We start from the raw sequence: 24,143 nt of genomic DNA, 5'->3' as shown, positions 1-24,143 counted from the left end.
TCTCCTTAAGCCTTGACGGGCAGCGGTGCATTGGCGGCGACCAGACCTTGCTCGCGCAACTCGCGCCAGAAGTCTGCGGGAATCGCTTCCTTGACGGCAGCGTGGTCTTCCGCGATGCGCTCCGGCTTGCTCGCGCCGGGGATCACTGCGGCGACAACCGGATTGGCCAGCACGAACTGCAGCGCGGCGGCCTTGACGCTCACGTTGTGACGCGCGGCGATCGCCTTGATACGTTCGACCTTCGCGAGAATCTCAGGCGACGCCTTCTGGTATTCGAAGTGTGCGCCGCCCGCGAGCACGCCCGAGCTATACGGACCGCCGACGACAATCTCCACGTTTTTCGCGGCAGCGGCCGGCAGCAGCCGCTGCAATGCACGCTCGTGATCGAGCAACGAATAGCGGCCTGCGAGCAGGAAGCCATCCGGTTTCACTTCCGAGAGATCGAGCAGCAGTTCGCACGGCTCGACGCGGTTGACACCCAGCCCCCACGCCTTGATCACGCCTTCGTCGCGCAGACGGTTCAGCACACGGAACGCGCCCTTGCGTGCCGATTCGAACATGGCGAGCCATTCGTCGCCGTAGAAGTCCTGCGCGACGTCGTGTACCCAGACGATGTCCAGACGATCCGTCTTCAGGCGCGTCAGGCTGTCTTCGATCGAGCGCAGCGTCGCGTCGGCCGAGTAGTCGTTGACGATCTTGTTCGGACGGCCAAAGGCGAACACATCCCCCTTCTCGCCGAGATCGCGCGCGCTGACATCCTCGATTTCGTCGAGAATCACGCGGCCTACTTTCGTGCTCAGCACGTAGTCGTCGCGCCTGCGGTCGGAAAGCGCATCGCCAAGCCGGATTTCCGAGAGGCCGGCGCCGTACAGCGGGGCCGTGTCGAAATAACGCACGCCTTGATCCCACGCTGCCTTCACGGTTGCCAGCGCTTCTTCCTCGGGGATGTTGCGAAACATGTTGCCCAGCGGCGCAGCGCCAAAACCCAGCTGCGTGCCGGCCGGCAGTTTGTCCTTGATGCTCATGACTTGCTCCTTTGATTGAGTCGGTAGCGCAAAGTCTAGGGTGACAAGTTAAGTCTGTCTAAGACATAATTTGACAAACTTGAGTCCGAAGAGGTCTTATATGCTAGATATCCGTCAACTGCATTATTTCGTCGCGGTCGCCGAAGAGGAGCACGTCGGGCGCGCCGCCGAGAAGCTGCATATCTCGCAGTCGCCGTTGAGCCGCCAGATCGCCCAGCTCGAGGAAAATCTCGGTCTTACACTATTCGAACGTTCGCAGCAGCGGATCCGGCTGACTACCGATGGGCGCACCTTTCTCGCGGAAACGCAGGCGTTCCTCACGCACGCAAAACGGCTGGAATCGTTGGCGCGGCGTCTTGGGCGCGGCGACGAAGGGGGGCTGTGCATCGGCTATCTGGAGAACGCGATGCACTCCGGCGTGTTGCCTCGCGCGCTGCGGCAACTGCGCGCGCAGAAGCCCGACGTACACATCGCCCTTTACAGCTACCGGTCGGCCGATCAGCTAACCGGCTTGCGTCAGCGCAGCCTCGATATCGCGCTCGTTTGCGAGCCGCTATCGTCCGACGACCCGGACCTCGAATCAGCGCTGGTGCTCGACGATCCCATGCTGCTCGCGATTCCCGAGGACCATCCGCTGGCGAACGCGTCGCGCTTCACACCGGACGATCTGGCGGCGCAGAAGTGGATTGCTGTGATGTACGAAGAAGGCGCGCTGCGCCACGATAATTTCATTGCAGCATGCGCGAAAGCCGGGTTCACACCCGATATCGCGATGGAAGCCACCGAGCCGCTGGCTGCACTCGGTCTCGTCGCGGCGGGTCTCGGCGTCACGATGATCCAGCAAAGCCTGCGGCGCCATGCGCCCGCTGGCGTGGTGCTGCATGAACTGTCGTGGTTCAGTTATCGGACGGCGCTATGGGCGGCGTGGCATCGGGTCAACCTGAGACCACTGGTAGAGCATTTCCGCAAGACGCTGCTGCATTCAAGCGCGGTGCCGCCAATGTCTTCAATACATAAGCGGCATAGCGACGACTTGCGCAGTGACGCGTGACCCCGCGAAGGCATTTTGCTCGCCCGACCGAACGTCCGCTGCGTGATGGGGAATGGCCGTTCGAATGACCGTGTAACGTCGATGGCGAACGGCGGCAACTGGCCGGCAAGCACCCGCTCACCGGCCAACGGCTATCAGACTTCGGTTTGCTCGGCCATCTCGAGCGCGTCATCTACCTCGGGTCAACCTCCCCTTGTTCCATGGCACACGACGAGTGCCGGAAGAAGTAAGCGTTTCCATGACAATCTCCTCTTCAAAGAAGAGAGATCGATTGCGCAATTTGCGGAGTAGTCGATCTTCGACCCACATCAGCCGTTCGCTCTGCTGTAAAGCCAAAGGCCGCTTCCGAGGGCACAACGGACATTCGCAAACCAGCTACATGCGGACCTACGAACCTTCAATGCATTTACGCGCAGATTGTGCAGCCGTTCTATTCCTGCCCACGCTCAGTGCTCATCTGAGGAGAAGAGGACCACGCCTTCGGCGGAGAGGCTGGCGATGTCAGCGCGGCCATCCAATCCCCCGCTACTCGACATTCGCGCGACGTGTCGAATGGCACGCCGCCCCAGATTTCTTTCTTCTCGGTAGCGTTAGGCTGGCACATGAAGACTCAATCCATTCGATGTTTGAACGGCTCCGGCATTAACCTCAGACTGCAATCAAGTCACCGAATCGCCTGGCATGAACCCAAGGTCCGTTCGCGGATTCGAAGACCGAATCAGGCGCATGATAGTCCATGCGATCACGTATGCCGACCCACATATCGCAAACAATATGTTGTAGCCCGCATTGACGTTTCCGAGAGCCTTGAAGTGATCAAGGAGCGCACCGACGAACAAGGGAAAGACAGTTCCACCAATTGCGCCAGCCATGCCTCCCATTCCGACAATCGATCCCACGAGCCTCTTCGGGAACATGTCCGACGCGGTCGTGAACAGATTCGCAGACCAGCCCTGGTGTGCTGCGGCGGCAAGGCTGAGAAGTCCAACCATTGCCCACATGTTGTCGATCCAGGGCGAAAACGCTATGGGTACCACGAGGAACGCCAATCCAAGCATGGTGATCTGACGTGCGCGAGTGACATCCCATCCGCGAGCGATCAGGCGCGACGATAGCCACCCGCCCGAGATACTGCCAATCGAGGTCGCTACATAAACGACCACCAGCGGCAACCCTAGATTCTTAAGATCAAGATGGTATCGGGAAGAAAAATAAGAAGGGAGCCAGAACAGCATGAACCACCATATCGGGTCTGTCAGCAGCTTGCCCATGACAAATGCCCACGTGGGCCGAATCTTCAACAGCGAAATCCAGTTCACAGATGGTCCCTTGTCGTCATCCCCGGCTCGATTCTCGTTGATGTATTTCAACTCTTCCACTGAGATCGTCTTGTGCTTTTGTGGCGCGTAATACATCAAATACCAGAAGCCTAGCCAGACGAACCCTGTCAACCCCGTGACGAGAAATGCGGCTTGCCATCCGTAGGACGCAGCGAGCCAAGGCACCAGCGCCGGCGCGGCCACCGCACCGATGCTGGTGCCGGAAGTCAGGATACCAACCGCCAGCGCCTGTTCTCTTCTCGGAAACCATTCGGAAACCGCCTTGACAGCTGCCGGAAAATTTCCCGATTCCGCCAGGCCGAGCAGCGCACGCATGAAAGAAAATCCAAGCGTGTTGCGCACGAGAGAATGTCCGCAGGCGGCAATGCTCCAGACAAGCACGCATATCCCGTAACCCAGCTTCACGCCGTACTTGTCGACCAGTTTTCCGGAGAGGATCAAGCCGATCGCATAGCAGGCGGTAAACACCACCACCATGTAGCTATATTCGGTTTCGGTCCAGTTGAAACGCATCGCGAGTTCGGGCTTCAACAGGCCGAGGACTTGCCGGTCAAGGTAATTGATCGTCGTTGCGAAAAAAAGCAAGGCGCAAATACGCCACCGATATCTTGTTCGATCCATCCGCTACCCCTTTAACGTTTGTAGATCCCGATGTTCGCGGGATCTGAAATGCGAGTTGCCGAACGCCAGAAGAGATCTGCGCGTTACAGCGACTGAAGTAATTTCGTCGGCCGTGTTAGAAGGCCGGCTTCACCGAGTCAATGTTTTCCTTTGTGACCCGGACAGTTGGCAACACAACCTTGGGCGGCACCTTCTCCCCTTTCAGGATCTTTATCGCGACTGCCATGCTTTCAGTTCCAGCGGGCGGATACAGCCATGTGGCCGCTTCGTCACCGGCCCGGATCGCTTCAAACTCTTCTTTCTGCCCGTCGAGGCCCAACACCTTGATCTCGCTCGACCGGCCGCTCTCCTTGATCGCCTGGATCGCACCGAGCGCCATCTCGCCGTTTGCGGCGAATACAAGGTCGACCGTGCCGGCCGGATGCGCCTGCAGGATGTTCTGCATCACCGCGTAGGCTTTCGGCCGGCGGTAATCGGCCGGTTGTTTCGCAATTACCTTGATGTCCGCGGATTTCCCGGTCACCGACGTAACGCCGCCTATCCGGTTCACGGATGTCTCGTCACCTGGAATGCCTTCGAGCAATACGATGTTGCCTTTGGGCTTGCCGTATTTTTTTGTCAGCGTTTCGACGATGTACTGACCAGCATCCACACCCAGTGCGCGGTTATCTCCCGATACCATTGTGATTGCGCCCGCGTTCTCGATCGGCTTGCCGACGAACATGTACTGCACGCCTCGCTCCTTTAGCGACGCCAGCTCCTGACGCAAACCCTCTGCTTTCCCGGCCTGCACCAGAAGAAGCTTGATCCCCTTCGACTCCATGTCTTCGATGCCTGCGATCTGGCCCGCGACATTGCCCTGCCCGTCGGTGGCGAGCACGCGTACGCCGGCCGCTGCGGCAGCGTCGTTGATCTGCTTGCGCTGGGTCGCGAGCCACGGATGATCGAGACTCTCCTGCGAAAGGCCAATCGTGTCGGCAGCGAGCGCGCTCGCGACACATCCGAATGCAAGAGTCGTGGCTGCCGCTATCTGCATCAGCTTCGTGTTGAACATCGTTGTCTCCTGGGATTTACGACCGGTCTATCGGTCCTTTGAACGACTGAGTTGCGCGTGGATCAACACCGCGCCGACAATAATTGCGCCCTTGACGATCAACTGCGTATAGGCAGGGATGTTGAGCAGATTGAGAAGGTTGTTCAGCACGCCGATCAGCAAGACACCAACGATCGTGCCTCCGATGCCACCCGCGCCACCCGACAGACTCGTACCACCGACCACTACAGCGGCAATCGCATCGAGTTCAAGCCCCTTTCCGAGGTTCGCTTCACCGATGTTCAGTTGCGTCGACATCACGAGACCGCCGAGCCCCGCGAACAACCCGGAAAGGCAGTAGGCAATCACGCGAATCCTGTCGACAGGTACGCCCGACAGCCGCGCGGCTTCCGCATTGCCGCCCACGGCATACACGTGCCTTCCGTAGCGCGTCATTCTCAGAATTACCGCCGATGCCACCGCCATCACGATGAAAAGCAGCGCCTGAACGGGCACGCCTGCGAGGCGTCCACGTCCAATCCATGCAAGCGACGCCGGAACACCAATGACCGGCTGACCATCGGAATAAGCGAGTCCGACGCCGACAAGCGCCGTCATCATGCCAAGCGTGACGATGAACGGCTGGATACGGCCTTTGGTCGTGATAACGCCGTTGGCCCACCCGCAAATCAGCGCGATTGCGAGGCCGCCCGCGAGCGATGCCACCGGCCCATATGGCTTGAGACCCGCAATGGCGAGCGTCGTGAGCGCGAGAATCGATCCGACGGAAAGATCGATGCCCGCCGTCAATATCACGAACGTCATGCCCAGCGATGTCAGTCCCACCACCGACACCTGGCGTACGACATTCAACAGGTTTTCGGCCGTGAGAAAGTAAGGCGATGACACTGCCGCCGTCACGCACAGGAGCATGAAGATGGCGAGAATGCCAAAGCGCTGGATGAGCTCAATGCGCCGATACGCGCCGCCTGAAAATCTTCCGCTCGAAGCGGTGCCCGACATAGGTTCTGCGAATGCCATGATTTACCTCGCTATCATTTGAAGGACCGACTCTTCTGTTGCGCCATGAGCGGAAGCTTCCCCCGTCACTACGCCATCACGCAGCGCGACGATGCGGTCCGCCATGCCCAGGAGTTCAGGCATTTCCGAGGAGATCAACAGAACCGCCTTGCCAGAGCGGGCAATCTCGTCAATCAACCTGTAGAACTCGACCTTCGCGCCGACATCAACGCCCCGCGTCGGTTCGTCGAGAATCAGAAGTGTGTAGTCGTGGGCAATCCATTTGCCGAACACGACCTTCTGCTGATTGCCACCCGACAAAGTTCCGACGGGCACTTCCGCGCTCGATGCCGACACCGCGAGTTGCCGGCACACGGACGCCACTCGTGACTGTTCGCGGCGTCGGCTAACGAAGCCGAAGCGACAAATGCTCTTGAGTGTGGGAAGCATCGCGTTCTCGCGGATGCTGAGGCCGAGCACCAGCCCTTGAGCCTTGCGGTCCTCCGGCACCAATGCGACGCCTGATTCGATCGCCTCGGCGGGCGTCTTCGGGCGATATGCACGCCCTCGCAGCGATATCTCGCCTGACGCGATGTCGTCGAGTCCGAAGATCGCACGGGCCACTTCCGTGCGTCCCGCGCCCACGAGTCCCGCGAGGCCTACGATCTCACCGGCACGTATGCTAAAAGTGACGTCCTTTACGCGTTCCGCGAGTCGCAGCGCCTTTACATCGAGCACGATCTGCGCAGCAGGTTCGTCGCCGTTGTCGCGCCGATCAGGAAAGCGTGTATCGACTTCGCGGCCCACCATGAGCCGTATCAGCGATGCGCGATCGAGGTCCGCCACCCTACGCGTACAGACCGAGCGACCGTCTTTCATGATCGTGCAGGTGTCGCAAAGGTCGAAAATCTCATCCATCCGGTGCGACACATAGAGAATCGTCACTCCATCGCGCGACAGGGTTCGCACGACGTTATAGAGCAGGGTCATCTCACGATCGGAAAGCGTCGCGGACGGTTCATCCATGATCAGCACGCGCGCTGAGACGGCGAGCGCCTTCGCGATCTCGACGAGCTGCTGTTCAGCTACCGACAGTGTGCCGACACGCCTTCGCACGTCGATCGGTGCACCGATGCGCGCGAGCAGCGCCTTCGCTTCGCTGCGCATGGATGCGGCATCGAGCAAGCCGCGACTGATCCGTTCACGGCCCAGAAAAATATTCTCGGCAACGCTCAAGCCGGGGATCAGGTTGAACTCCTGATAAATCGTCGATACGCCCACCGTCGCTGCTTCGCTCGGCGATGCCGGTGAGTAGGATTTGCCGTCGAGTAACAGTTCGCCCTCATCGGGTGCAGTGGCGCCGCTCAGAATCTTGATTAGCGTTGATTTGCCCGCACCGTTTTCTCCAACCAGCGCATGCACGGATCCACGGCTGCATGAAAACTCGATGCGATCCAGCGCTCGTACACCGGGGTAGGACTTGCTGATTCCCTTCACTTCAAGAGCTTTCATGGACTGCCTCTGCTGAGCGAAACGACACCGCGTTGACACGACTTCGAACCGCTGCGGCGGCCCGGGCAATTCATGCGACCTGCAACTGGATCTTCAATACGTTCCTGTCTTCGGCAAGGCGCTTGAACGCCGCCTGAACGTCATCGAGTCGATAGATCGTGGTAAGAAACGGCGCAACGTTCACGCGCCTGTAGCCGAGCAGCGTCGCGGCCTCGTGCATGTCGTCGCCCATGCCGGCGACACTGCCTTGCACGCCCTGCTCGCGCAGCACGAAGTCGAGCGCGGAAATCCTGAACGTATGACCCGGCTTGGCGAGTCCGAACGCAATCACGCGGCCGCCAGGACGGATCAGCGTGAATGCCTTTTCGTATAGTTCGGTGGAACCGACGCTTTCAATCGCGACATCGACGCCGCGTCCATTGGTTGCGCCGCGCACCGTGGCCTCGAGCTGGGCGGGGTCGGTCACGACCATATCCGCGCCCAGTTCTTTTGCGAGTCGCGCCCGCTGCTCATTCGGCTCGACGACAATGACAGGCGCCGCGCCCGCACGGACGGCGAGCTGCATATGCATCTGGCCGATCGGTCCCGCGCCGATGACCAGCACACTCTCGGCAAGCCTCAGATGGCCCTTGCGAAACGCGCGCACGATGCACGAAAGCGGCTCGACCATCGCGCCTTCTTCAACGGGCATCGCCGCGGGCAACGGGACGACCGCATAGGCCGGCACGCGCACGTACTCGGCCATGCCGCCATTCACATGGATGCCGAGCTGAACCATCTGCGTGCAGTTGAGAATCTCGTTCTTGCGGCAATAGAAGCAGCTACGGCAACCGAGATTGATGTCTGCGGTGACCGCCTGACCGACCTTTAGCCCTTTAACGGCTGAGCCAACTTCGGCGATCGTCCCGGAGAACTCATGTCCCGGAATCAACGGCAGACGGTCGCTTGAGTAGTTGCCGTGATAGATGTGCAAATCGGTTCCGCAAATCCCGCAGCGCTCCACCTTGATCAGCACATCGGACGCGCCGCATTCGGGAACAGGCACGTCGCGCAACTCGAACTGCATCGGAGCAACAAGTACAGCAGCTTTCATGACTTCTCCCTGACATTGAAACGCGGGCACGACCTGTCCCATCCGCCACGCAATCGCGCGGTGGAGGAGGCGGGCGCGGAACCCGTGAGACGTTCTTTGCTACCCGATTGCGGGTTGGCGACGAACCGCTATTGAGGAGTGGGCGCGTCCTGCCGGATCAGCTCACGACGCTTCAGTTCGGCCCAGAAAGCTGACGGGATCTGTGCCCGGAACGTTTGCAGGTTGTCTTCCAGTTGGGCGACCGTGCGCACGCCGGGAATGTTGGTGGGTATTGCCGGGTGGGCGAGGACGAACTGCAGCGCCGCCGCTTTCAAAGGCACCGAGTATTCCCGACACACTTCCTCGATCTTGCGTACCCGTTCTAGAACCGTATCGGGCGCGGCCGAATAGTTGTATTTCGCGCCGGGAACCGCGCCCGTCGCGAGGATGCCGCTGTTGTAGCCGCCACCCAGGATGACCGACACCTGCCGCTCCTCACACAGAGGCAGGAAGCCGTCGAGCGCGTCCTGCTCGAGCAGCGTGTAACGTCCGGCGAGCAGCAGACAGTCGAAGTCGTTGCATTTGATGGCCTCATGCGCAACCTGCCATTCGTTCACGCCCACGCCTACCGCCTTCACGACGCCTTCGTCGCGCAACTTCAGCAGCGCCTTCGCCGCGCCCGACATGGCCGCCTCGAACATTTCCGGCTGCCTGTCTCCATGCGTATAGCTGTCGATGTCGTGGATCAGTGCGATGTCGATGTGCTCCAACGCCAGTCGCTGCAGGCTGTCCTCGATCGACCGCATGACACCGTCGTAGCTGTAGTCGAACTTCATTTCGAACGGCAGGCCGTCGACCCACGGCGTAAAGTCGATTTCCGCGCGCTTGCGGGGCTTGAGAAGCCGTCCCACCTTCGTCGACAGCACATATTGGTCGCGCGGATACCAGCGCAACCCCTGCCCACAGCGAGCTTCGCTCAAACCATGGCCGTACATGGGAGCCGTGTCGAAATACCGCACGCCGGCGTCCCAGGCGGCCTTGATCAGGGCCGCGGAATCCTCCTCCGTGATCGGCCGGAAGATGTTGCCGATCGGCGCGGCGCCGAAGCCCATCAGCGTTGTTTCGAGTCCCGAGCGCGGCCATTTGCGCTTTTCTGCTGGATTCATCGTTGTCTCCTGTCGACCAGAGTCGGCGCTTTCGCGCGTGGTCTGGTCCGATGCAACTCGTTGCGAAGGAAAGTCGGCTATCTCCGGACTTGTTTCATAACCCACCGGATAGTTACTTACGACTCATACTATGCCCCGATCCTGGAGCAATCAAAGGGGGTTTTCCCGAAGCCTTTTCGCCGCCTTACGGAGATTCGATCTCTGCCTTGCAGGCGGCTGTTGAACGTTCTTGCGATTGCGCAAGCAGACCTAGAAACGCGACCATCTCTTCGACCGAGCTTTCGAGCAGATGCCGCCCCGGATGGGTGGCTAAACCTCGGGCTTCCGCTTCTTCCAGCAGGCGCGTTTGTGCCGGCTTCATGATCAGGTCGGCGATGACGGCATGCGGACCAGCATCGGCGAGGTCGATCGGAAGTGGATCGCCAGCGCGCATGCCACATGGCGTCGCGTTGACGACGAAATCGTGACCGGCCCGAGCGCGCGCCGCACTCTCTCCGACGACCACGCCGCTCCCACGCCCCTGTAATGCCTGCGTGAGCCGCTGCAACGACGTTGCATTGCTGTCGAAGAGATCGAGCGATGCGATACCCGCGTCGATCAGCGCATGCGCGACTGCCACCCCCGCGCCGCCTGTACCGACAATCAGCGCCGATTTGCCGCGAACCACATGCGCACGACCAAGCAGGCCTTTGACGAAGCCAGCACCGTCGAACATCGCGCCCGTCCAGGAACCGTCGGCTTCGCGCCGTAGACAGTTGACCGCGCCAGTTTGCTGCGCCGCTTCCGACAATCGCGCCGCGTAAGCGGTCGCCTGGAGCTTGTGCGGCACCGTCACGACCACACCGGCCAGGTTGACGATGCCATGCAGCCCATCGAGCACAAGGCCAAGGTCCGCAGCGGGCACGTGAAACGGTACGAGGGCCGCATTCACGCCGTGCCGTTCGAAGAAAGCATTGAAGAGTTGCGGCGACTTTGCCTGCGCGATGGGGTCGCCCAGAATGGCAACGATCCGTGTTTCTCCATCGATGTGCGTCACGGGCGGCGTCCTGTCTGTGCGGTAATGCGTTCGATCAGACGCTGCACGCGCAGCGCATCGTCGCCCGTTACCAAAGGGCTGCGGTCCTCGCGAATCGCGCGTAGAAAATCCTTCAGCAAATCGCGATGGGCCGTATGGGAAAAGTCCATCGGCTTTGCGCCAAATCCCGACGACGAAGGATCATGAAATTCATCGACACGACCATCGTGGAAAAACGCGCGCAGATGTCCCCCTTCGAGAACCGCTGTCCCATTGGTGCCGATCAGCTCAATTCGCTCAGGAAAACCTGGATACGCCGCCGTCGTCGCAAGCACGTGACCGGCGGCGCCGCTTTCGAACGTGAGTGTGGCGCTCGCGAAGTCTTCTGCTTCCATCGAATGCAAAGCGGTTGTTGCCGTTGCACCGACTACCGTTGATACGTCTCCCGCCAGCCACATCAGAATGTCGAGCGAATGAATGGCCTGCGTCAGCAGCACGCCGCCTCCATCGCGCGCATACGTCCCGCGACCGGGCTCATCGTAGTAGGACTGGGGCCGCCACCAGCGCAGATCGACCCCGGCATAGGCGATAGCGCCCAGTGCGCCGCTCTTCGCGAGCGTTGCAAGCCGCTCAACAGCGGGACGAAAGCGATTCTGGAAGACCACACCGAGTTGAACACCGGCCTTGCGACAGACCTCGACCGCGCGTTCTGCGCGAGGCATCGATATGTCGAGCGGCTTTTCAAGCAGTACATGCTTGCGCGCGGCAGCGGCCTGCTCGACGAGTTCGAGATGCGTGTGCGGCGGCGTCAGCACCAGAACGGCATCGACACGTGCATCATCCAATACGGCGTTGAACGAGCTGGCAATCGGGAAGCCATACGTGTTGGCGAAGCGCTCCAGCCGTTCGGCCGACCGACCGACTACGCCCACCACCTCCACTTCGTCGTTCAGCTCGTTTAGTGCAAGCGCGTGAGGTGTTGCGGCCAGACCGGCGCCAACGATCGCAATTCGACTTTTACGCATCGGTACGTCCTCTACGAAGCTACTTCAGATAAGCGCCGTCAACTCTGGCACGGCTTCGAACAGATCCTGAGCCAGACCATAGTCGGCGACGCTGAAGATCGGCGCTTCTGGATCCTTGTTGATGGCGACGATGACCTTGCTGTCTTTCATGCCGGCCAGATGCTGGATCGCGCCGGAAATGCCGACGGCCACGTACAACTGCGGCGCGACGATCTTGCCCGTCTGGCCGACCTGATAGTCATTCGGAACGAAGCCCGCATCTACGGCGGCACGCGACGCGCCCAACGCCGCACCGAGTTTGTCCGCCAGGGGTTCGAGCACCTTCGTGTAGTTCTCGCCGTTCCCCAGTCCACGGCCACCCGACACGATGACGGAAGCCGATGTCAGTTCCGGCCGGTCGAGCTTGGTCAATTCGCGGTTCACGAACGCGGACATTCCAGCGTCCGCAGCGGCTTGGATTTTCTCGATCGACGCGCTGCCGCCTTCGGTCGCCACGGGATCGAAGCCCGTCGTACGCACGGTGATGACCTTGACGGGATCGCCCGATTGCACTGTCGCGATCGCGTTGCCAGCGTAGATGGGGCGCTCGAATGTATCGGCGCTATCCACAGCCGTGATGTCGCTGACTTGCGCGACGTCGAGATGCGCCGCAATGCGCGGCGCGATGTTCTTGCCGTAAGCGGTAGCGGGCGCCAGGATATGCGAATAGTCCCTCGCGATATTCAGCACCGTGCCTTCGATGTTCTCAGCCAGTCCGTCGGCGAGTTGCGGCGCGTCGGCGAGCAGCACTTTGGAAACGCCCGCGATCTTCGCGGCGGCGTCGGCTGCGCCTTGCCCATTCCAACCCGCAACCAGCACGTGAATATCACCGCCGATCTTCGACGCAGCGGCAACCGTGTTCAGCGTTGCGGCCTTGATCGATGCGTTGTCGTGTTCTGCAATTACCAGAATCGTCATTTCAACCGTCCTTAGCGTACTTTGGCTTCGTTCCTGAGCTTCTCGACCAGCGTCTTCACGTCCGGCACCATCACGCCGGCTGAGCGCTTCGGCGGCTCGGCGACTTTCACCGTCTTCAGGCGCGGTGCGACATCGACGCCGAGATCGGCAGGTTTCAGCGTCTCCAATGGCTTCTTCTTCGCCTTCATGATGTTCGGCAGCGTGACGTAGCGCGGCTCATTCAGACGCAGATCAGTGGTGACGACTGCAGGCAGCTTGAGCGAGAGCGTTTCCGCGCCGCCATCGACTTCACGCGACACCGTAGCTTTGCCGTCCGCAACCACGACCTTCGATGCAAACGTCGCCTGCGGCAAGCCAGCCAACGCGGCCAGCATTTGACCCGTCTGATTCGCATCGTCGTCGATGGCCTGCTTGCCGAGAATCACCAGTTGCGGCTGTTCCTTGTCGACAAGCGCCTTGAGAATCTTCGCGACCGCGAGTGGCTGCAATTCTTCCGTCGACTCAACGAGAATCCCGCGATCCGCTCCAATGGCTAGCGCCGTGCGCAGCGTCTCCTGACACTGCGTCGCGCCGCACGACACCGCAACGACTTCCGTCGCCACGCCCGCTTCCTTCAGGCGAACCGCTTCTTCAACGGCGATCTCGTCGAACGGATTCATCGACATCTTCACGTTCGCGATATCGACGCCGCTTCCGTCCGACTTCACGCGAACCTTGACGTTGTAATCGACCACTCTTTTGACCGTGACCAGAATTTTCATGTGCAACCTCTTCCTTCAACAAAAGCCGGCGCAACGGGCCGGGTCGAATCTCACTTGATGACCAGCACCTTCGAACGATCGAACGCCACCGTCACAGCGACGATCAGGATCAGTCCGAACACGATCTGCTGCGCGAACACGCTAATGCCAACGAATGTCATGCCCACGCGCGCGACCGACACGAGGAGCGCACCCACCAGGGTCCTGCCGATGCCGCCCGCGCCACCCGTCAGCGCCGTCCCGCCGACGATCACTGCGGCGATGGCGGGAAGCAGGAACTGATCTGCCAGCGTTGGCGAACCGCTGCCCAGCCGGCCTGCCATGACGACACCCGCAAGCCCGGCAAAGAAAGACGACGTGCCGAACACCAGGCATTTGGTCACCCAAACGCGCACACCCGAAGCGATCGCCGCAGGCTCGCCGGCACCGATCGCGTCAGCGTGGCGGCCGAAAACGGTCGAGCGATGCAGAAACAGGCAGAACGCAAACACTGCTATGCCAAGCAGGATTTCATGCGGCACGCCGAACGAAGTGCCCGTGGTCCAACCGAGCGAAGCGTTGCGCATCTCGTCGCTGATCGCGATGGAGCGCGTGCCGGAAAGCGTCAACGCAGCCGCCGACGCGATCCCGCCCACCGCAAGCGTCGCGATGAAGGACGGAATGCGCAGCATGGTCTGGATCAACCCGCTAAGCAGACCAATGCCAAACGACGCAGCGAGTGCGACGACAGCAGCCATCGCTCCGTAACGTGGCAGCAGCATCGCCACGATCACGCTCGCAAGTGACGCCACGGATTGCAGCGACAGGTCGATGCTACCGAGCAACACGACAAAGGTCGTGCCGGCCGCCATGATGAACAGCGTCGAACTGTCGGCGAGCAAGCCGAGTTGCGTCGAAGGTGCCAGAAAGCTCGGCTGCGCGATTTCAATCAACACGTACAGCACGACGAGTGCGAGAAAGGGCGCGTTGTCGCGCAGCTTCGCCGCGAGTGATGGGTTCAGTTGTGGCATGTTGACCTCAGACCATGTGTTCGACGATTTCGACCTGCGAGGGCTTGTGCCCAACCTCGCATGGCAGCACCTTTTCAGCGCGGCCGTCTCGCATGACCATCACGCGATGGCTAAGCCCAAGAATCTCTTCGAGCGTATCGCCCGTTAACACGACGGCGACACCCTCCGCTGTCAGTTCGCGGATGAGTTGATAGACCTCTTCTTTTGCACCGACATCGAGGCCGCGCGTCGGATGATCGAGCACGAGAATCCGGCTGCCTGCAAAACGCCATTTCGCGAGCACCACCTTCTGCTGGTTGCCGCCCGACAGGTTACGGCAGGATGCATCAGGCCCTGGTGTCTTGATGTGCAGCCGCTGTATCCATTCGTTGGCAAGCGCGCGCTCGCTTGCCTTGCGAACCACACCGCCACGACTGACGGCGCCAAGACGCGGCAACGTGAGGTTTTGCGCAACGCTCATCTGGGTGACGAGCCCCTCGACCTTTCGCTCACGCGGAACGTATCCGATGCCAAGCGCGACGGCATGATTGGCCTGCGGCTTCAGACGGGTCTTACCGACCATCACCTCCCCCGCGTCGAGCTTTTCCAGCCCCGCAATGATCCGGCACAGTTCCTCGCGCCCGGACCCGACCACGCCCGCGACACCGAACACTTCGCCGCGGTGGACATCGAAGGAAACGTCGTTGAGCACGTGCCCCAGCGACGCGTGGCGCACCGACAGTGCGACCTCCGCGCGGCAAGGCTTTTGCAGGTTCTCGCGGTAGTACTCGCTGTGCAGGGACCGGCCGACCATCAGTTCGTGGAGCTTCGTCACCGACGCATTGCCCGACGACATCTCCGACACCACCTTCCCATCTTTCATCACATACACGCGGTCGCTGAGCGACAGCAGTTCATCGAGCCGGTGCGATACGAACACGAACGACGCACGCGATTTGAGTTCACGCACGAGCCCGAACAGGATTTCGATCTCCCCGGCTTCGAGCACAGAAGTTGGCTCATCGAGCAGGATGATCGGCGTGCCGCCCGTGCGGCTCGCGAGCGACAAGGCTCGCGCGAGTTCCACCATCTGTCGCTGGCCGAACGAAAGGTCCTCGCACAGCGTCAGCGGATCGACGTCCAGATGCACCGTGGCGAGTTCCTTCTTCGCCGCCCGCTTGAGCTTTGCCCAGTTCACCCGGCCGAAGGTGACGAAGTCTTCTTCGCGACCGAGGAACAGGTTCTCGGCAACGGTCAGATTCGGCAGGATCGATTGCTCCTGATAGACCATCGCGATACCCTTGGACGTCGCGTCGCGCGGGTTGCGGATCACGAGCGGCTTGCCGCCAAGCTCGATCTCGCCCGTGTCCTGGCGGTATGCACCCGTCAGGAGTTTCATCAGCGTGGACTTGCCCGCGCCGTTTTCGCCAATCAGACCGACGATTTCATTCGGCCTGACTTCAATCGATACGTCGTCCAGGGCGAGCACACCAGGAAAGCGCTTGGTGACGTTCTTCAGTGAAAGCATGTCTGTTCTCCTCACGCTCATTTGACGATGCGCCGGCGCGAGCGATTGAGCGCGAGGGTCACGGCCGCGATGATCAATACACCCTGGATGCCCTGTTGCACGTAGGGAGGCACACCGAGCAGCACCATGCCGTTGCCGAGCACAATCACGATCAGCGTGCCGATCAATGTGTTCATCGGGCTGCCGTTGCCGCCTGCGAGCGAAGTACCGCCCACCACGATTGCGGTAATCGCAACGAACAACTGACCATCGGCAATGCGTGCGTGTCCCTGCCCGTATTGCGCAACAGCGAGGATGCCCGCCACGCCATAGAAAGCGCCTGCCAGCGCGAACACCGCGATGCGCACGCGCGATACCCGCACCCCACTTAGCCGCGCGAGATCCTCCCCGCCACCGATTGCGAGCGTGTGTCGGCCGAGCAGTGTGTGTTTGTAGACAAACCACGCAATCCCGAGCATCGATATCGCGATCCAGACCGACAGAGGCAGACCCAGATAGCGCGTAATCGAGATGGCGCGCAGCGAAGGGGCGCTCACACGGATCGTGTTCCCCGACAGCCACGCCGTACCGATCCCCGTTGCAACGAAGCCGATCGCCAGTGTCGTGATGAACGACGGAATGCGCAGAAACACGTGCAGCACGCCGTTGGCAAGACCCAGCGCGGTACCTGCGGCAATCGCCACGGCCAGCACCCACAGCCCGAAGTGGTTGTCGTTGTACGAGTTCTCGACCAGCATCGATACCGCAATCGCTGCGACCGCGACGATGCCTTCGGCCGACAGGTCGATGCTGCCGAGCTGAATCACGAACGCGGCACCGAGTGCGATGGTGAGAGGAATCGCGGCACCTATCGCAATCCGCGACAGGTTCATCGGATCGAAGAAATCGCGGTTCAGCGCGCCGATGCAAAGACCGAGCGCCACCAGCACCAGCAGCGGTGCAAATCGTCGCACGAGTGCCTGCTTCGATACGATCGGGGTCCCGGTTGTTTTTGTGGGCACGGCCTGCCGGGTGGGCGCCAAGGTCAGCTTGTTCATCGATACACCACTGGACCCGCGACGCGGGCATAGAGATTGTTCCATTCGCCGCCAGGCGCAGCCGCGCGTTTCAGCACGTCCTGGACGTTAGCCTTGGTCACGAACGTTGCCTTGCAATAGGACTCGCGCCGGTCTTTAGGCAGCGCTGCCACGTCGATCTTTTTCTCCTTCGCCTGAAGACCCATTGCGAGACCGATGCCACCCAGCCAGTACGGATCCCAGTCGACGGAAGCGACCAGCTCACCGGCCTTGATCGCGCTCAGACCGGGTGGCGTGCCGTCCATGCCCGTCACGGGCATCTGGCCTGCGAGACCTTCGGCGCGCAGTGCCTCGATCGCGCCAAGCGCCATGTCGTCGTTCGCGGCCCACACGCCTTTGATCTTCGAATTGAATCGCGTCATCCACGCCTGCATGATCGGAAACGCCTTTTGCGAGTTCCAGTCCGCGACCTGGAAATCGAGCAGCTGGATGCCAGGAAACTTCTTCAGCGCTGCGTCGAGCCCGGCCTTACGCTCGATCGCCGGCACGTTGCTGAAAATGCCGCCAAGCGCGACGACGCCTCCCTTGCCGCCCATCTGCTTGAACAGCTGCGTGGCGGTTTCTTCACCGTACGCGACGCCGTCATAGGAAAGATGGGCTACATAGTTCGGGTTCACGTCCCACGGATGCAGATCCTTCGGCTTGTTCCAGATAGTCGTGACGAACGCGCCCGCTTTCGAGCAGGCCTCGACGATCACGCGCGCATCGGCGGAATCGTTCGGATCGACGTTGAGCACGAGATTGCCGCCCGTTCGTTGCAGCAGTGCGCGAATATCCGCGATGCCTTTCTCGGAGCTCCCTTCAGTGGTGAGCGGCACATACGGCAAGCCGACGCTTGCCGCGAAGCTTTGCGCGCCCTTGTTGAAGGCTGCGTGATACGGGTTCGTTAGCGACCGGAACGAGCAGGCCAAGGTGGTCTGGCCCGCACCGAGCGATAAACCCGAAACACTGCTGCCAACCATGGCAAAGGCCGCCCCTGCACCGAGCTTGATGAAGTCACGGCGTGAAAAAGCCGAGTGTTGATCGTGTTTGGACATGATGTCTCCTTCCAATAAATATATAGATAGTTACTCATTGTTATGGAGTTCGATACCAGAACTCTCCCTCTCAGGCCGTGCGGCCCAACCCTACGCCAGCGTCGCGGCGGCAACGGGCACTGCCCGGCCGGAATAGCTGGCCAACTGGCCTGCCGCCGGCGCCTGCGCCGCTACGCGCCCGCGAATCAGGTCCGACGCTTTCTCTGCGATCATCAGTGTCGGCGCATTGGTGTTCGAACTGACGATGCGTGGCATGACGGATGAATCCGCGACGCGCAGACCTTCGATGCCGTGTACCCGCAACTGCGGATCGACCACGGACATGTCGTCCACACCCATCTTGCAGGTACCAACCGGGTGATACCCGGTACGCCCGTATTGCTGCGCGTACTCTTCGTATTGCGTCTGCGTGCGCACAGTGCCGCCAGGGAAGTGTTCGCTTTTGATGAACTTGCGCAGCGCGTTCTGCGTCATGATTTCGCGACTTTGACGAATGCCTTCCACGGCGACCTTCAGGTCATAGGGATCGCGGATATAAGCGGGATCGATGACGGGCGCATCGGCGGGATCCGCGCTGTGCAGCGTTACGCTGCCACGGCTTCGTGGGCGCAGAAAATAGGAGTTGAGCGTGCAACCTGAACCTGACGGAACAGGCGGCACGCCGGCCTCGACGCCAGCCCCGGGCAGGAAGTGGAACTGCAGATCGGGCGTCGGGACGCTGCTGTCGGAATACCAGAACGCCCCGCCCTCGGCGATGTTCGACGTGACCGGACCCTTGTTGAAGATTTTGTATTCGAGGCCGGCGAGCAGCATCATGTGCTTCTTCGCGTACTTGTCGAGGCTATAGTGGCCGTTGAGCTCGTACACGATATCAATGTCGAAATGATCCTGCAGGTTCTCACCGACGCCATTGAGCGAATGCAACGGCTTGACGCCCGCGCGCTCCAAGGCCGCGGGTCGGCCAATGCCGGAGAGCATCAGTAACTTGGGAGAACCGATCGCACCCGCCGTCACGATCACTTCGCGCTCGGCCCGCGCAACGACAACGTTCGTCCGCGAGTGCTGGTCGGCGAATTCGACACCCACCGCGCGCCCCTTCTCGATCACGATGCGCGACACCAGGCAATTCGTCTTCACCGTCAGGTTGCTGCGAGCGCGCGCGTCCCGCAGATAGCCCACTGCGGCACTGCAACGCCGCCCATTGCGCTGCGTGACCTGATACACGCCGACGCCTTCCTGTTGCGCGCCGTTGAAGTCGCTGTTGTACGGCAGGCCGGCTTCCTGACCGGCGCGGACGAAGGCCTTGGTGAGTTCATTGACGCTGATGAGGTCGGACACGCCGAGCGGGCCACCAACGCCGTGATACTCATTGCACAGGCGCTCGTTGTCTTCCATCCGACGCAGATAGGGCAGCACGCCGTCGCGAAAGCCCCAGCCCGTGCAACCGTCGCGCTCCCAGGCGTCGTAATCGGACGGCTGGCCGCGCGTATAAACCATCGCATTGATCGAACTGCCGCCGCCGAGCACACGGCCCTGCGCGAACGGAATCTGGCGGCGTTGTGTCTCGGCTGCCGCCGCGGTGCGATAGCCCCATGTCAACGGGCCACCCGTCATCTTGAAGAAGCCGACGGGCATATGGATGTAGGGATTCGTATCAGCGGGGCCAGCCTCGAGCAACAGTACCCGGTTGCTTGCGTCTTCACTCAGACGTGCTGCCAACGCGCAGCCTGCCGGGCCACCACCCACGATCACATAGTCATACATTGCTGTCTCCGATTCTGCGTTCTGCGGCCGCGCATTTCCGCGTGGCCCAACCGTTGCGCGCGGTTCTCAGTGACCGCTTTCGTTGAAAAATGGCCTTACGCGATCCAGCGTGGCCGGTTGCCGAGTTGAACATGCACGGACTTGAGTTCCGTGTACTCCTCGACGCCATAGCGCCCCGTCTCGCGACCGATGCCCGATTGCTTGACACCGCCGATCGGCAGTTCGGGACCGCCCGTGATCGTGCAGTTGATCCAGATGCGCCCGGCCTGCACCTCGCGCAAGCTCTTGAATGCGCCTTGCAGGTCGCGAGTCCAGATGCTTGCCGCGAGGCCGTACGGCACGCCGTTCGCCAACTGGATGGCCTGCTCGAAGGTATCGAAGGCAGTGACCGAGAGCACCGGTCCAAAAATTTCTTCCTGGGCGAGCGTGCTGCCCGGCTGCACGTTGCGAAACACCGTCGGCTGGATAAAGAAGCGCTCGCCTTCATTGCTGGAAGTGCCGCCGCAGACGAGTTGCGCACCATCGCGCGTGCCGGCGTCGATGAAGCCGCGAATCTTGTCGAACTGCCGCGCTTCGACGATGGCGCCGACGTGGTTGGACGCGTCGAGCGGATCGCCAACCCGCACCTTTCCAAGTACCGCCTTCACGCGCTCGACCAGTTCTTCTTCGACCGAGCGGTGAACGACGAGGCGGCTACCCGACACGCAGCACTGACCCGCGTTGAACGCGATGCCGAAGGCGATGGCATCGGCTGCATCGTCGAGATCGGCATCGGCGAAGACGATCTGCGGATTCTTGCCGCCCAGTTCCAGCCCGACCTTTTTCATGTTGCCGCCAGCGGCCGTGAGCACCGAGCGGCCCACGGGCGTCGAGCCGGTGAATGAAATCATGTCGACGTCCATGTGTTCGGCGAGTGCCTGGCCGACCACCGAACCGAGCCCCGTCACGACGTTCATTACGCCATCGGGCAGGCCTGCCTCGGTGAGCAACGCGGCGAGCCTGAGCGTCGTGGTCGACGTCAGTTCCGCGGGCTTGACGACCACCGTGCATCCCGCAGCCAAAGCAAACGGCAAACGTTCCGAAAGAATGAAGAACGGGAAATTCCACGGTGTAACGATGCCCACCACGCCGACCGGTTGCCGCACAACCAGACCGAACATGTCGGGGCCGAGCGTGTCGTGCGAGTCGCCATGCACGACGCGGGCAAGCCCCGCCGCATATTCCCAGATCCCTGCCGCCGCAGTGACTTCGCCGCGCGACTGGCCGATGGGCTTGCCGCTTTCGAGGGTCTCGAGATACGCCAGCGTCTCTACATTGTCGCGAATCAGTTGCGCCGTTTTCAGCAGCACCGCTGCACGCGCCTCGCCCGACAGCCGCGACCAGCGGCCGTCGTCGAATGCACGCCGCGCGGCGGCGACGGCGACATTCAGGTCACGCTTCGATGCCCGCGTCGTGGCCGTCACCGGCACGCCATGCCCCGGACTCTTGCGCGTTACCCATTCGCTATCTGCGCCCGAATAGTCCTTGCCGTCGATGAACATCGGCGTACGCACCGGTTCGGACGGTAAGCGCAGCGAGGCTGCCAGTTCACCCAGATCTTTCATTCCTGCCTCCAATATGTGCAATTCTTTACGGCGTCGCTCGCAACCATTTCTCGTCGAGGGCAGTGTCGTCGCCCTGTCCCTGGCCTGAAGCGCGATGTTGTTGGCCCAATTCTGCACCATCCAGTTACTTCCTGACAACCGGCCTTTTGGTTTATAGTCACCGTCATTAGGCCCCTGTACCGGCGTATCAACCCTACTTCTCTACGACCCATATGACCGCTGCAACCACGCCCCAACGACGCGCATCGAAGTCCGCAGAAGCGGTTGTCACGCGGCAGCCCCGGCAGCGTGACCCGGAGGTTACCCGGGCCAACATCCTCGAAGCGGCGAAAAAAGAATTCGCGAAACTCGGCCTGGCCGGCGCGCGTGTCGAAGCGATTGCGACGCGCTCCAAAGCCAACAAGCGGATGATCTATCACTACTTCGGCAGCAAGGAGGAGCTCTTCGTCGCCGTTCTTGAAGATGCCTACGCCGACATCCGTTCCGCCGAGCAGAAGCTCAATCTCGACCATCTCTCGCCGGACGACGCGCTCGTTGCGCTGACCACGCATACCTGGAACTACTACCTTCGAAACCCGGAGTTCATGACGCTCGTGAACAGCGAAAATCTTCATAAGGCACGCCACGTCAAGAAGTCTCAGCGGTTCCACGATCTGCACCAGGGCTTTATCTCCATGTTGCAGCGCATCCTCGATCGCGGCGTCGAAGCGGGCGTGTTTCGTTCGGGTGTCGACGCACGGCAACTGCACATCACGATGGCCGCTATCGGCTACTACTACCTGACGAACCGTTTCACGAGCGGTGTCATCTTCGACATCGACTTCATGGACAAGGCAGCGCTGAAAAGCCGTCTCGAGTTCAACATCGAGACCATCCTGCGAATCGTGCGCCCCTGACAACCCGGGCGCGCGGAGTACGCAACCGCCCTTCGCGCGCCCTGGCATCACGCCACCTTTTCCTGCGTCGCAGGCACGCTCTGCTTCGAGCGCGCGAGCAACGCTTCATCGACGAGCGGCCTGAATGCCATGCGTGCCAGCACGTCGCGTTCGACATCGACTCCTTCCGCGACCTCGATCAGACGCACGCCGTCTGCCTCGAGGCGAAACACCGCGCGCTCGGTCACATACAGCACTTCCTGATTGCTAAGGCGCGCCTGCTCGCCGCTGAAGGTGATGTGCTGCACGCGATCGACGAGCTTGGGCACGCTGCCCGGCGACACGATGTTCAGACGTGCGCCCGCCTGTTCGACCGCTAGACCCTTTGCTTCGAAGCTCCCGCAAAACACGATCTTTCGCGCGCCCTGCGTGATATCGATAAAGCCGCCAGGACCCACGACCGTCGAGCCCAGCTTCGACACATTGATGTTGCCCTCGGCGTCCATTTCGCCCATGCCAAGGAAAGAGACGTCGACACCGCCGCCGCTATAGAAATCGAACTGGTCGACGCTCGACAGGATCGCGTCCGCATTGCGTGCCGTGCCGAACATCGGACCGTCGAGCATTGCGCCGTTGTGGATGCCCTGTTCGACCGATCCCCAGAACGTGCCGAGCCGCCCCTGTTCCGCCAGCAAGGCGGGGATGCCGCCTGGAATGCCGAAGCCGAAATTGGCGGACTGCCCGGCACGCAACTCGCTCGCCGCCCGCGCGGCGATGATGCGGCGGATGCCTGTTGGCACTTCGTAGAAGCCGTCGCCGATCGGGCACAGCGCTTCGCCGCTGAGCGCTGGATCGTAATCCGACACTACGCATTGCACCTGTTCGGGCGTTTCGACGAGCGCGTCGACCAGGATGCCGGGAATACGAACCAGGCGCGCGGGCACATATCCTTCGGGCTCTCGCTCCTTCACCTGCACGATGACGCGGCCGCCGCAGTTATGGGCCGCGAGCGCGGCGGCATAGACGTCCAGATCGGCCGGCTCGCGGCGCAGCGTGACGTTGCCGCTCCCGTCCGCCGACGAGCCGCGCACGATTGCGAAATCGACCGTGAATGGCTTGTAACGCAGGTATTCGCGTCCATCGAGCGTAACCAGTTCGACCATGTCTTCGGTCGCGCGCTCGTTGATCTTGCCGCCGTCGATGCGCGGATCGACGAAAGTGCGCAAGCCCACATGTGTGACGAGGCCGGGCCGCCCCGCGCCGATTTCCCGCAGCAGTGTGGAGATCGCGCCAGCTGGAAAGCTGTAGGCCTCGAAGGCGTTTTCTTTCGCGAGTTTCTGCATCGACGGCGCCCAGCTCCAATGCCCGCCGATCACGCGCTTGACCATGCCGGCATGTGCAAAGCGTCCCAGCCCACTGCCCTGCGCGTCGCCAATACCCAGCGCATGCACGACCGTCAGATCGCGCGGATGCCCGGTCTCGAGGAAACGCTGCTCGAGCTTCGCAAGCACGGCGTCCGCTTCGAGCAGACCGCCTCCCGAACCTGCCAGCGCGATCGTCGCGCCGTCGAAAATCTGCTCGACCGCGTCAGCAGCCTCCTTCCACTTGCTCACTGCTCTCTCCTTTCAGATCGGCCGCAAAACCCGTTGACAGCGGCGTTTCGTTGGTCTTA

At 61.3% G+C, this 24,143-nt stretch carries 20 protein-coding genes; 2 read left to right on the top strand and 18 right to left on the bottom strand.

Going from position 1 to position 24,143, the window contains the following annotated elements:
• Positions 1-5: 5 nt before the first annotated feature.
• Positions 6-1,025: an aldo/keto reductase gene (locus C2L65_RS18345; RefSeq protein ID WP_042304687.1), complete on the bottom strand. Its 1,020-nt coding sequence runs from the start codon at positions 1,023-1,025 to the stop codon at positions 6-8.
• A 100-nt stretch (positions 1,026-1,125) separates the two neighbouring features.
• Here C2L65_RS18345 and C2L65_RS18340 point away from each other — a divergent pair, with 100 nt between their 5' ends.
• Positions 1,126-2,076 carry a LysR family transcriptional regulator gene (locus C2L65_RS18340; RefSeq protein ID WP_042304688.1) on the top strand — a complete coding sequence of 317 codons (951 nt, stop codon included), beginning with the start codon at positions 1,126-1,128 and terminating at the stop codon, positions 2,074-2,076.
• Between the two features lie 659 nt (positions 2,077-2,735).
• Here the strand turns inward: C2L65_RS18340 and C2L65_RS18335 are convergent.
• The 16 genes from C2L65_RS18335 to C2L65_RS18260 all read right to left on the bottom strand — a co-directional run bounded on the left by C2L65_RS18335 (position 2,736) and on the right by C2L65_RS18260 (position 21,596).
• A complete protein-coding gene (locus C2L65_RS18335) occupies positions 2,736-4,037 on the bottom strand; it encodes an MFS transporter (protein ID WP_042304689.1) in 1,302 nt (433 codons plus the stop codon).
• Between the two features lie 115 nt (positions 4,038-4,152).
• A complete protein-coding gene (locus C2L65_RS18330) occupies positions 4,153-5,091 on the bottom strand; it encodes a substrate-binding domain-containing protein (protein WP_052426772.1) in 939 nt (312 codons plus the stop codon).
• A 27-nt stretch (positions 5,092-5,118) separates the two neighbouring features.
• Positions 5,119-6,111, bottom strand: coding sequence for an ABC transporter permease (locus C2L65_RS18325; protein ID WP_052426773.1), 993 nt, complete (start codon positions 6,109-6,111; stop codon positions 5,119-5,121).
• A 3-nt stretch (positions 6,112-6,114) separates the two neighbouring features.
• Positions 6,115-7,602, bottom strand: coding sequence for a sugar ABC transporter ATP-binding protein (locus C2L65_RS18320; protein ID WP_042304690.1), 1,488 nt, complete (start codon positions 7,600-7,602; stop codon positions 6,115-6,117).
• 70 nt (positions 7,603-7,672) lie between these two features.
• Positions 7,673-8,695 carry a zinc-dependent alcohol dehydrogenase gene (locus tag C2L65_RS18315; RefSeq protein ID WP_042304691.1) on the bottom strand — a complete coding sequence of 341 codons (1,023 nt, stop codon included), beginning with the start codon at positions 8,693-8,695 and terminating at the stop codon, positions 7,673-7,675.
• Positions 8,696-8,823: 128 nt separating this feature from the next.
• Positions 8,824-9,840, bottom strand: a complete 1,017-nt coding sequence (locus C2L65_RS18310; RefSeq protein ID WP_042304692.1) for an aldo/keto reductase — start codon at positions 9,838-9,840, stop codon at positions 8,824-8,826.
• Between the two features lie 184 nt (positions 9,841-10,024).
• On the bottom strand, positions 10,025-10,876 hold the full coding sequence (locus C2L65_RS18305) for a shikimate dehydrogenase family protein (RefSeq protein ID WP_042304693.1): 852 nt from the start codon (positions 10,874-10,876) through the stop codon (positions 10,025-10,027).
• Positions 10,873-11,880, bottom strand: coding sequence for a Gfo/Idh/MocA family protein (locus C2L65_RS18300; RefSeq protein WP_042304694.1), 1,008 nt, complete (start codon positions 11,878-11,880; stop codon positions 10,873-10,875). Before C2L65_RS18300 ends, C2L65_RS18305 begins: the two co-directional genes overlap by 4 nt.
• Before the next feature lie 24 nt (positions 11,881-11,904).
• Positions 11,905-12,837 carry an electron transfer flavoprotein subunit alpha/FixB family protein gene (locus tag C2L65_RS18295; RefSeq protein ID WP_042304695.1) on the bottom strand — a complete coding sequence of 311 codons (933 nt, stop codon included), beginning with the start codon at positions 12,835-12,837 and terminating at the stop codon, positions 11,905-11,907.
• A gap of 11 nt (positions 12,838-12,848) precedes the next feature.
• Positions 12,849-13,598 carry an electron transfer flavoprotein subunit beta/FixA family protein gene (locus C2L65_RS18290; RefSeq protein ID WP_042304696.1) on the bottom strand — a complete coding sequence of 250 codons (750 nt, stop codon included), beginning with the start codon at positions 13,596-13,598 and terminating at the stop codon, positions 12,849-12,851.
• A 50-nt stretch (positions 13,599-13,648) separates the two neighbouring features.
• Complete coding sequence (locus C2L65_RS18285) at positions 13,649-14,608, bottom strand: ABC transporter permease (protein WP_042304697.1); 960 nt, start codon at positions 14,606-14,608, stop codon at positions 13,649-13,651.
• Positions 14,609-14,615: 7 nt separating this feature from the next.
• Entirely contained in the window at positions 14,616-16,115 is a 1,500-nt protein-coding gene (locus C2L65_RS18280; protein WP_042304698.1) for a sugar ABC transporter ATP-binding protein, read from the bottom strand.
• A gap of 17 nt (positions 16,116-16,132) precedes the next feature.
• A complete protein-coding gene (locus tag C2L65_RS18275; protein ID WP_081920731.1) occupies positions 16,133-17,152 on the bottom strand; it encodes an ABC transporter permease in 1,020 nt (339 codons plus the stop codon).
• Positions 17,149-18,228: a sugar ABC transporter substrate-binding protein gene (locus tag C2L65_RS18270; RefSeq protein ID WP_042304769.1), complete on the bottom strand. Its 1,080-nt coding sequence runs from the start codon at positions 18,226-18,228 to the stop codon at positions 17,149-17,151. The genes C2L65_RS18275 and C2L65_RS18270 overlap by 4 nt, the downstream gene beginning before the upstream one ends.
• 90 nt (positions 18,229-18,318) lie before the next feature.
• On the bottom strand, positions 18,319-19,992 hold the full coding sequence (locus C2L65_RS18265) for a GMC family oxidoreductase (protein WP_042304699.1): 1,674 nt from the start codon (positions 19,990-19,992) through the stop codon (positions 18,319-18,321).
• A 95-nt stretch (positions 19,993-20,087) separates the two neighbouring features.
• The gene (locus tag C2L65_RS18260; protein WP_042304700.1) at positions 20,088-21,596 is read right to left on the bottom strand and encodes an aldehyde dehydrogenase family protein; all 1,509 of its coding nucleotides are present in this window, start codon (positions 21,594-21,596) and stop codon (positions 20,088-20,090) included.
• 212 nt (positions 21,597-21,808) lie between these two features.
• Between C2L65_RS18260 and C2L65_RS18255 the strand changes: the two genes are divergently transcribed.
• Positions 21,809-22,492 (top strand): TetR/AcrR family transcriptional regulator, encoded by a 684-nt coding sequence (locus C2L65_RS18255; RefSeq protein WP_042304701.1) that lies wholly within the window; start codon positions 21,809-21,811, stop codon positions 22,490-22,492.
• 47 nt (positions 22,493-22,539) lie between these two features.
• Here the strand turns inward: C2L65_RS18255 and C2L65_RS18250 are convergent, their stop codons facing one another.
• Positions 22,540-24,084 (bottom strand): acyl CoA:acetate/3-ketoacid CoA transferase, encoded by a 1,545-nt coding sequence (locus tag C2L65_RS18250; protein WP_042304702.1) that lies wholly within the window; start codon positions 24,082-24,084, stop codon positions 22,540-22,542.
• Positions 24,085-24,143: the final 59 nt, after the last annotated feature.

Source organism: Paraburkholderia terrae (assembly GCF_002902925.1).
GTDB classification, from domain to species: domain Bacteria; phylum Pseudomonadota; class Gammaproteobacteria; order Burkholderiales; family Burkholderiaceae; genus Paraburkholderia; species Paraburkholderia terrae.
This window is presented reverse-complemented; position numbering and strand designations above follow the sequence as displayed.

What these genes read in the sequence shown, in the direction of transcription:
- C2L65_RS18300 (WP_042304694.1), bottom strand. Translation starts at nt 11,880, where the DNA reads ATGCGTAAAAGTCGAATTGCGATCGTTGGCGCCGGTCTGGCCGCAACA.
- C2L65_RS18290 (WP_042304696.1), bottom strand. Translation starts at nt 13,598, where the DNA reads ATGAAAATTCTGGTCACGGTCAAAAGAGTGGTCGATTACAACGTCAAG.
- C2L65_RS18265 (WP_042304699.1), bottom strand. Translation starts at nt 19,992, where the DNA reads ATGTATGACTATGTGATCGTGGGTGGTGGCCCGGCAGGCTGCGCGTTG.
- C2L65_RS18270 (WP_042304769.1), bottom strand. Translation starts at nt 18,228, where the DNA reads ATGTCCAAACACGATCAACACTCGGCTTTTTCACGCCGTGACTTCATC.
- C2L65_RS18345 (WP_042304687.1), bottom strand. Translation starts at nt 1,025, where the DNA reads ATGAGCATCAAGGACAAACTGCCGGCCGGCACGCAGCTGGGTTTTGGC.
- C2L65_RS18320 (WP_042304690.1), bottom strand. Translation starts at nt 7,602, where the DNA reads ATGAAAGCTCTTGAAGTGAAGGGAATCAGCAAGTCCTACCCCGGTGTA.
- C2L65_RS18275 (WP_081920731.1), bottom strand. Translation starts at nt 17,152, where the DNA reads ATGAACAAGCTGACCTTGGCGCCCACCCGGCAGGCCGTGCCCACAAAA.
- C2L65_RS18310 (WP_042304692.1), bottom strand. Translation starts at nt 9,840, where the DNA reads ATGAATCCAGCAGAAAAGCGCAAATGGCCGCGCTCGGGACTCGAAACA.
- C2L65_RS18260 (WP_042304700.1), bottom strand. Translation starts at nt 21,596, where the DNA reads ATGAAAGATCTGGGTGAACTGGCAGCCTCGCTGCGCTTACCGTCCGAA.
- C2L65_RS18280 (WP_042304698.1), bottom strand. Translation starts at nt 16,115, where the DNA reads ATGCTTTCACTGAAGAACGTCACCAAGCGCTTTCCTGGTGTGCTCGCC.
- C2L65_RS18335 (WP_042304689.1), bottom strand. Translation starts at nt 4,037, where the DNA reads ATGGATCGAACAAGATATCGGTGGCGTATTTGCGCCTTGCTTTTTTTC.
- C2L65_RS18315 (WP_042304691.1), bottom strand. Translation starts at nt 8,695, where the DNA reads ATGAAAGCTGCTGTACTTGTTGCTCCGATGCAGTTCGAGTTGCGCGAC.
- C2L65_RS18255 (WP_042304701.1), top strand. Translation starts at nt 21,809, where the DNA reads ATGACCGCTGCAACCACGCCCCAACGACGCGCATCGAAGTCCGCAGAA.
- C2L65_RS18295 (WP_042304695.1), bottom strand. Translation starts at nt 12,837, where the DNA reads ATGACGATTCTGGTAATTGCAGAACACGACAACGCATCGATCAAGGCC.
- C2L65_RS18330 (WP_052426772.1), bottom strand. Translation starts at nt 5,091, where the DNA reads ATGTTCAACACGAAGCTGATGCAGATAGCGGCAGCCACGACTCTTGCA.
- C2L65_RS18340 (WP_042304688.1), top strand. Translation starts at nt 1,126, where the DNA reads ATGCTAGATATCCGTCAACTGCATTATTTCGTCGCGGTCGCCGAAGAG.
- C2L65_RS18325 (WP_052426773.1), bottom strand. Translation starts at nt 6,111, where the DNA reads ATGGCATTCGCAGAACCTATGTCGGGCACCGCTTCGAGCGGAAGATTT.
- C2L65_RS18285 (WP_042304697.1), bottom strand. Translation starts at nt 14,608, where the DNA reads ATGCCACAACTGAACCCATCACTCGCGGCGAAGCTGCGCGACAACGCG.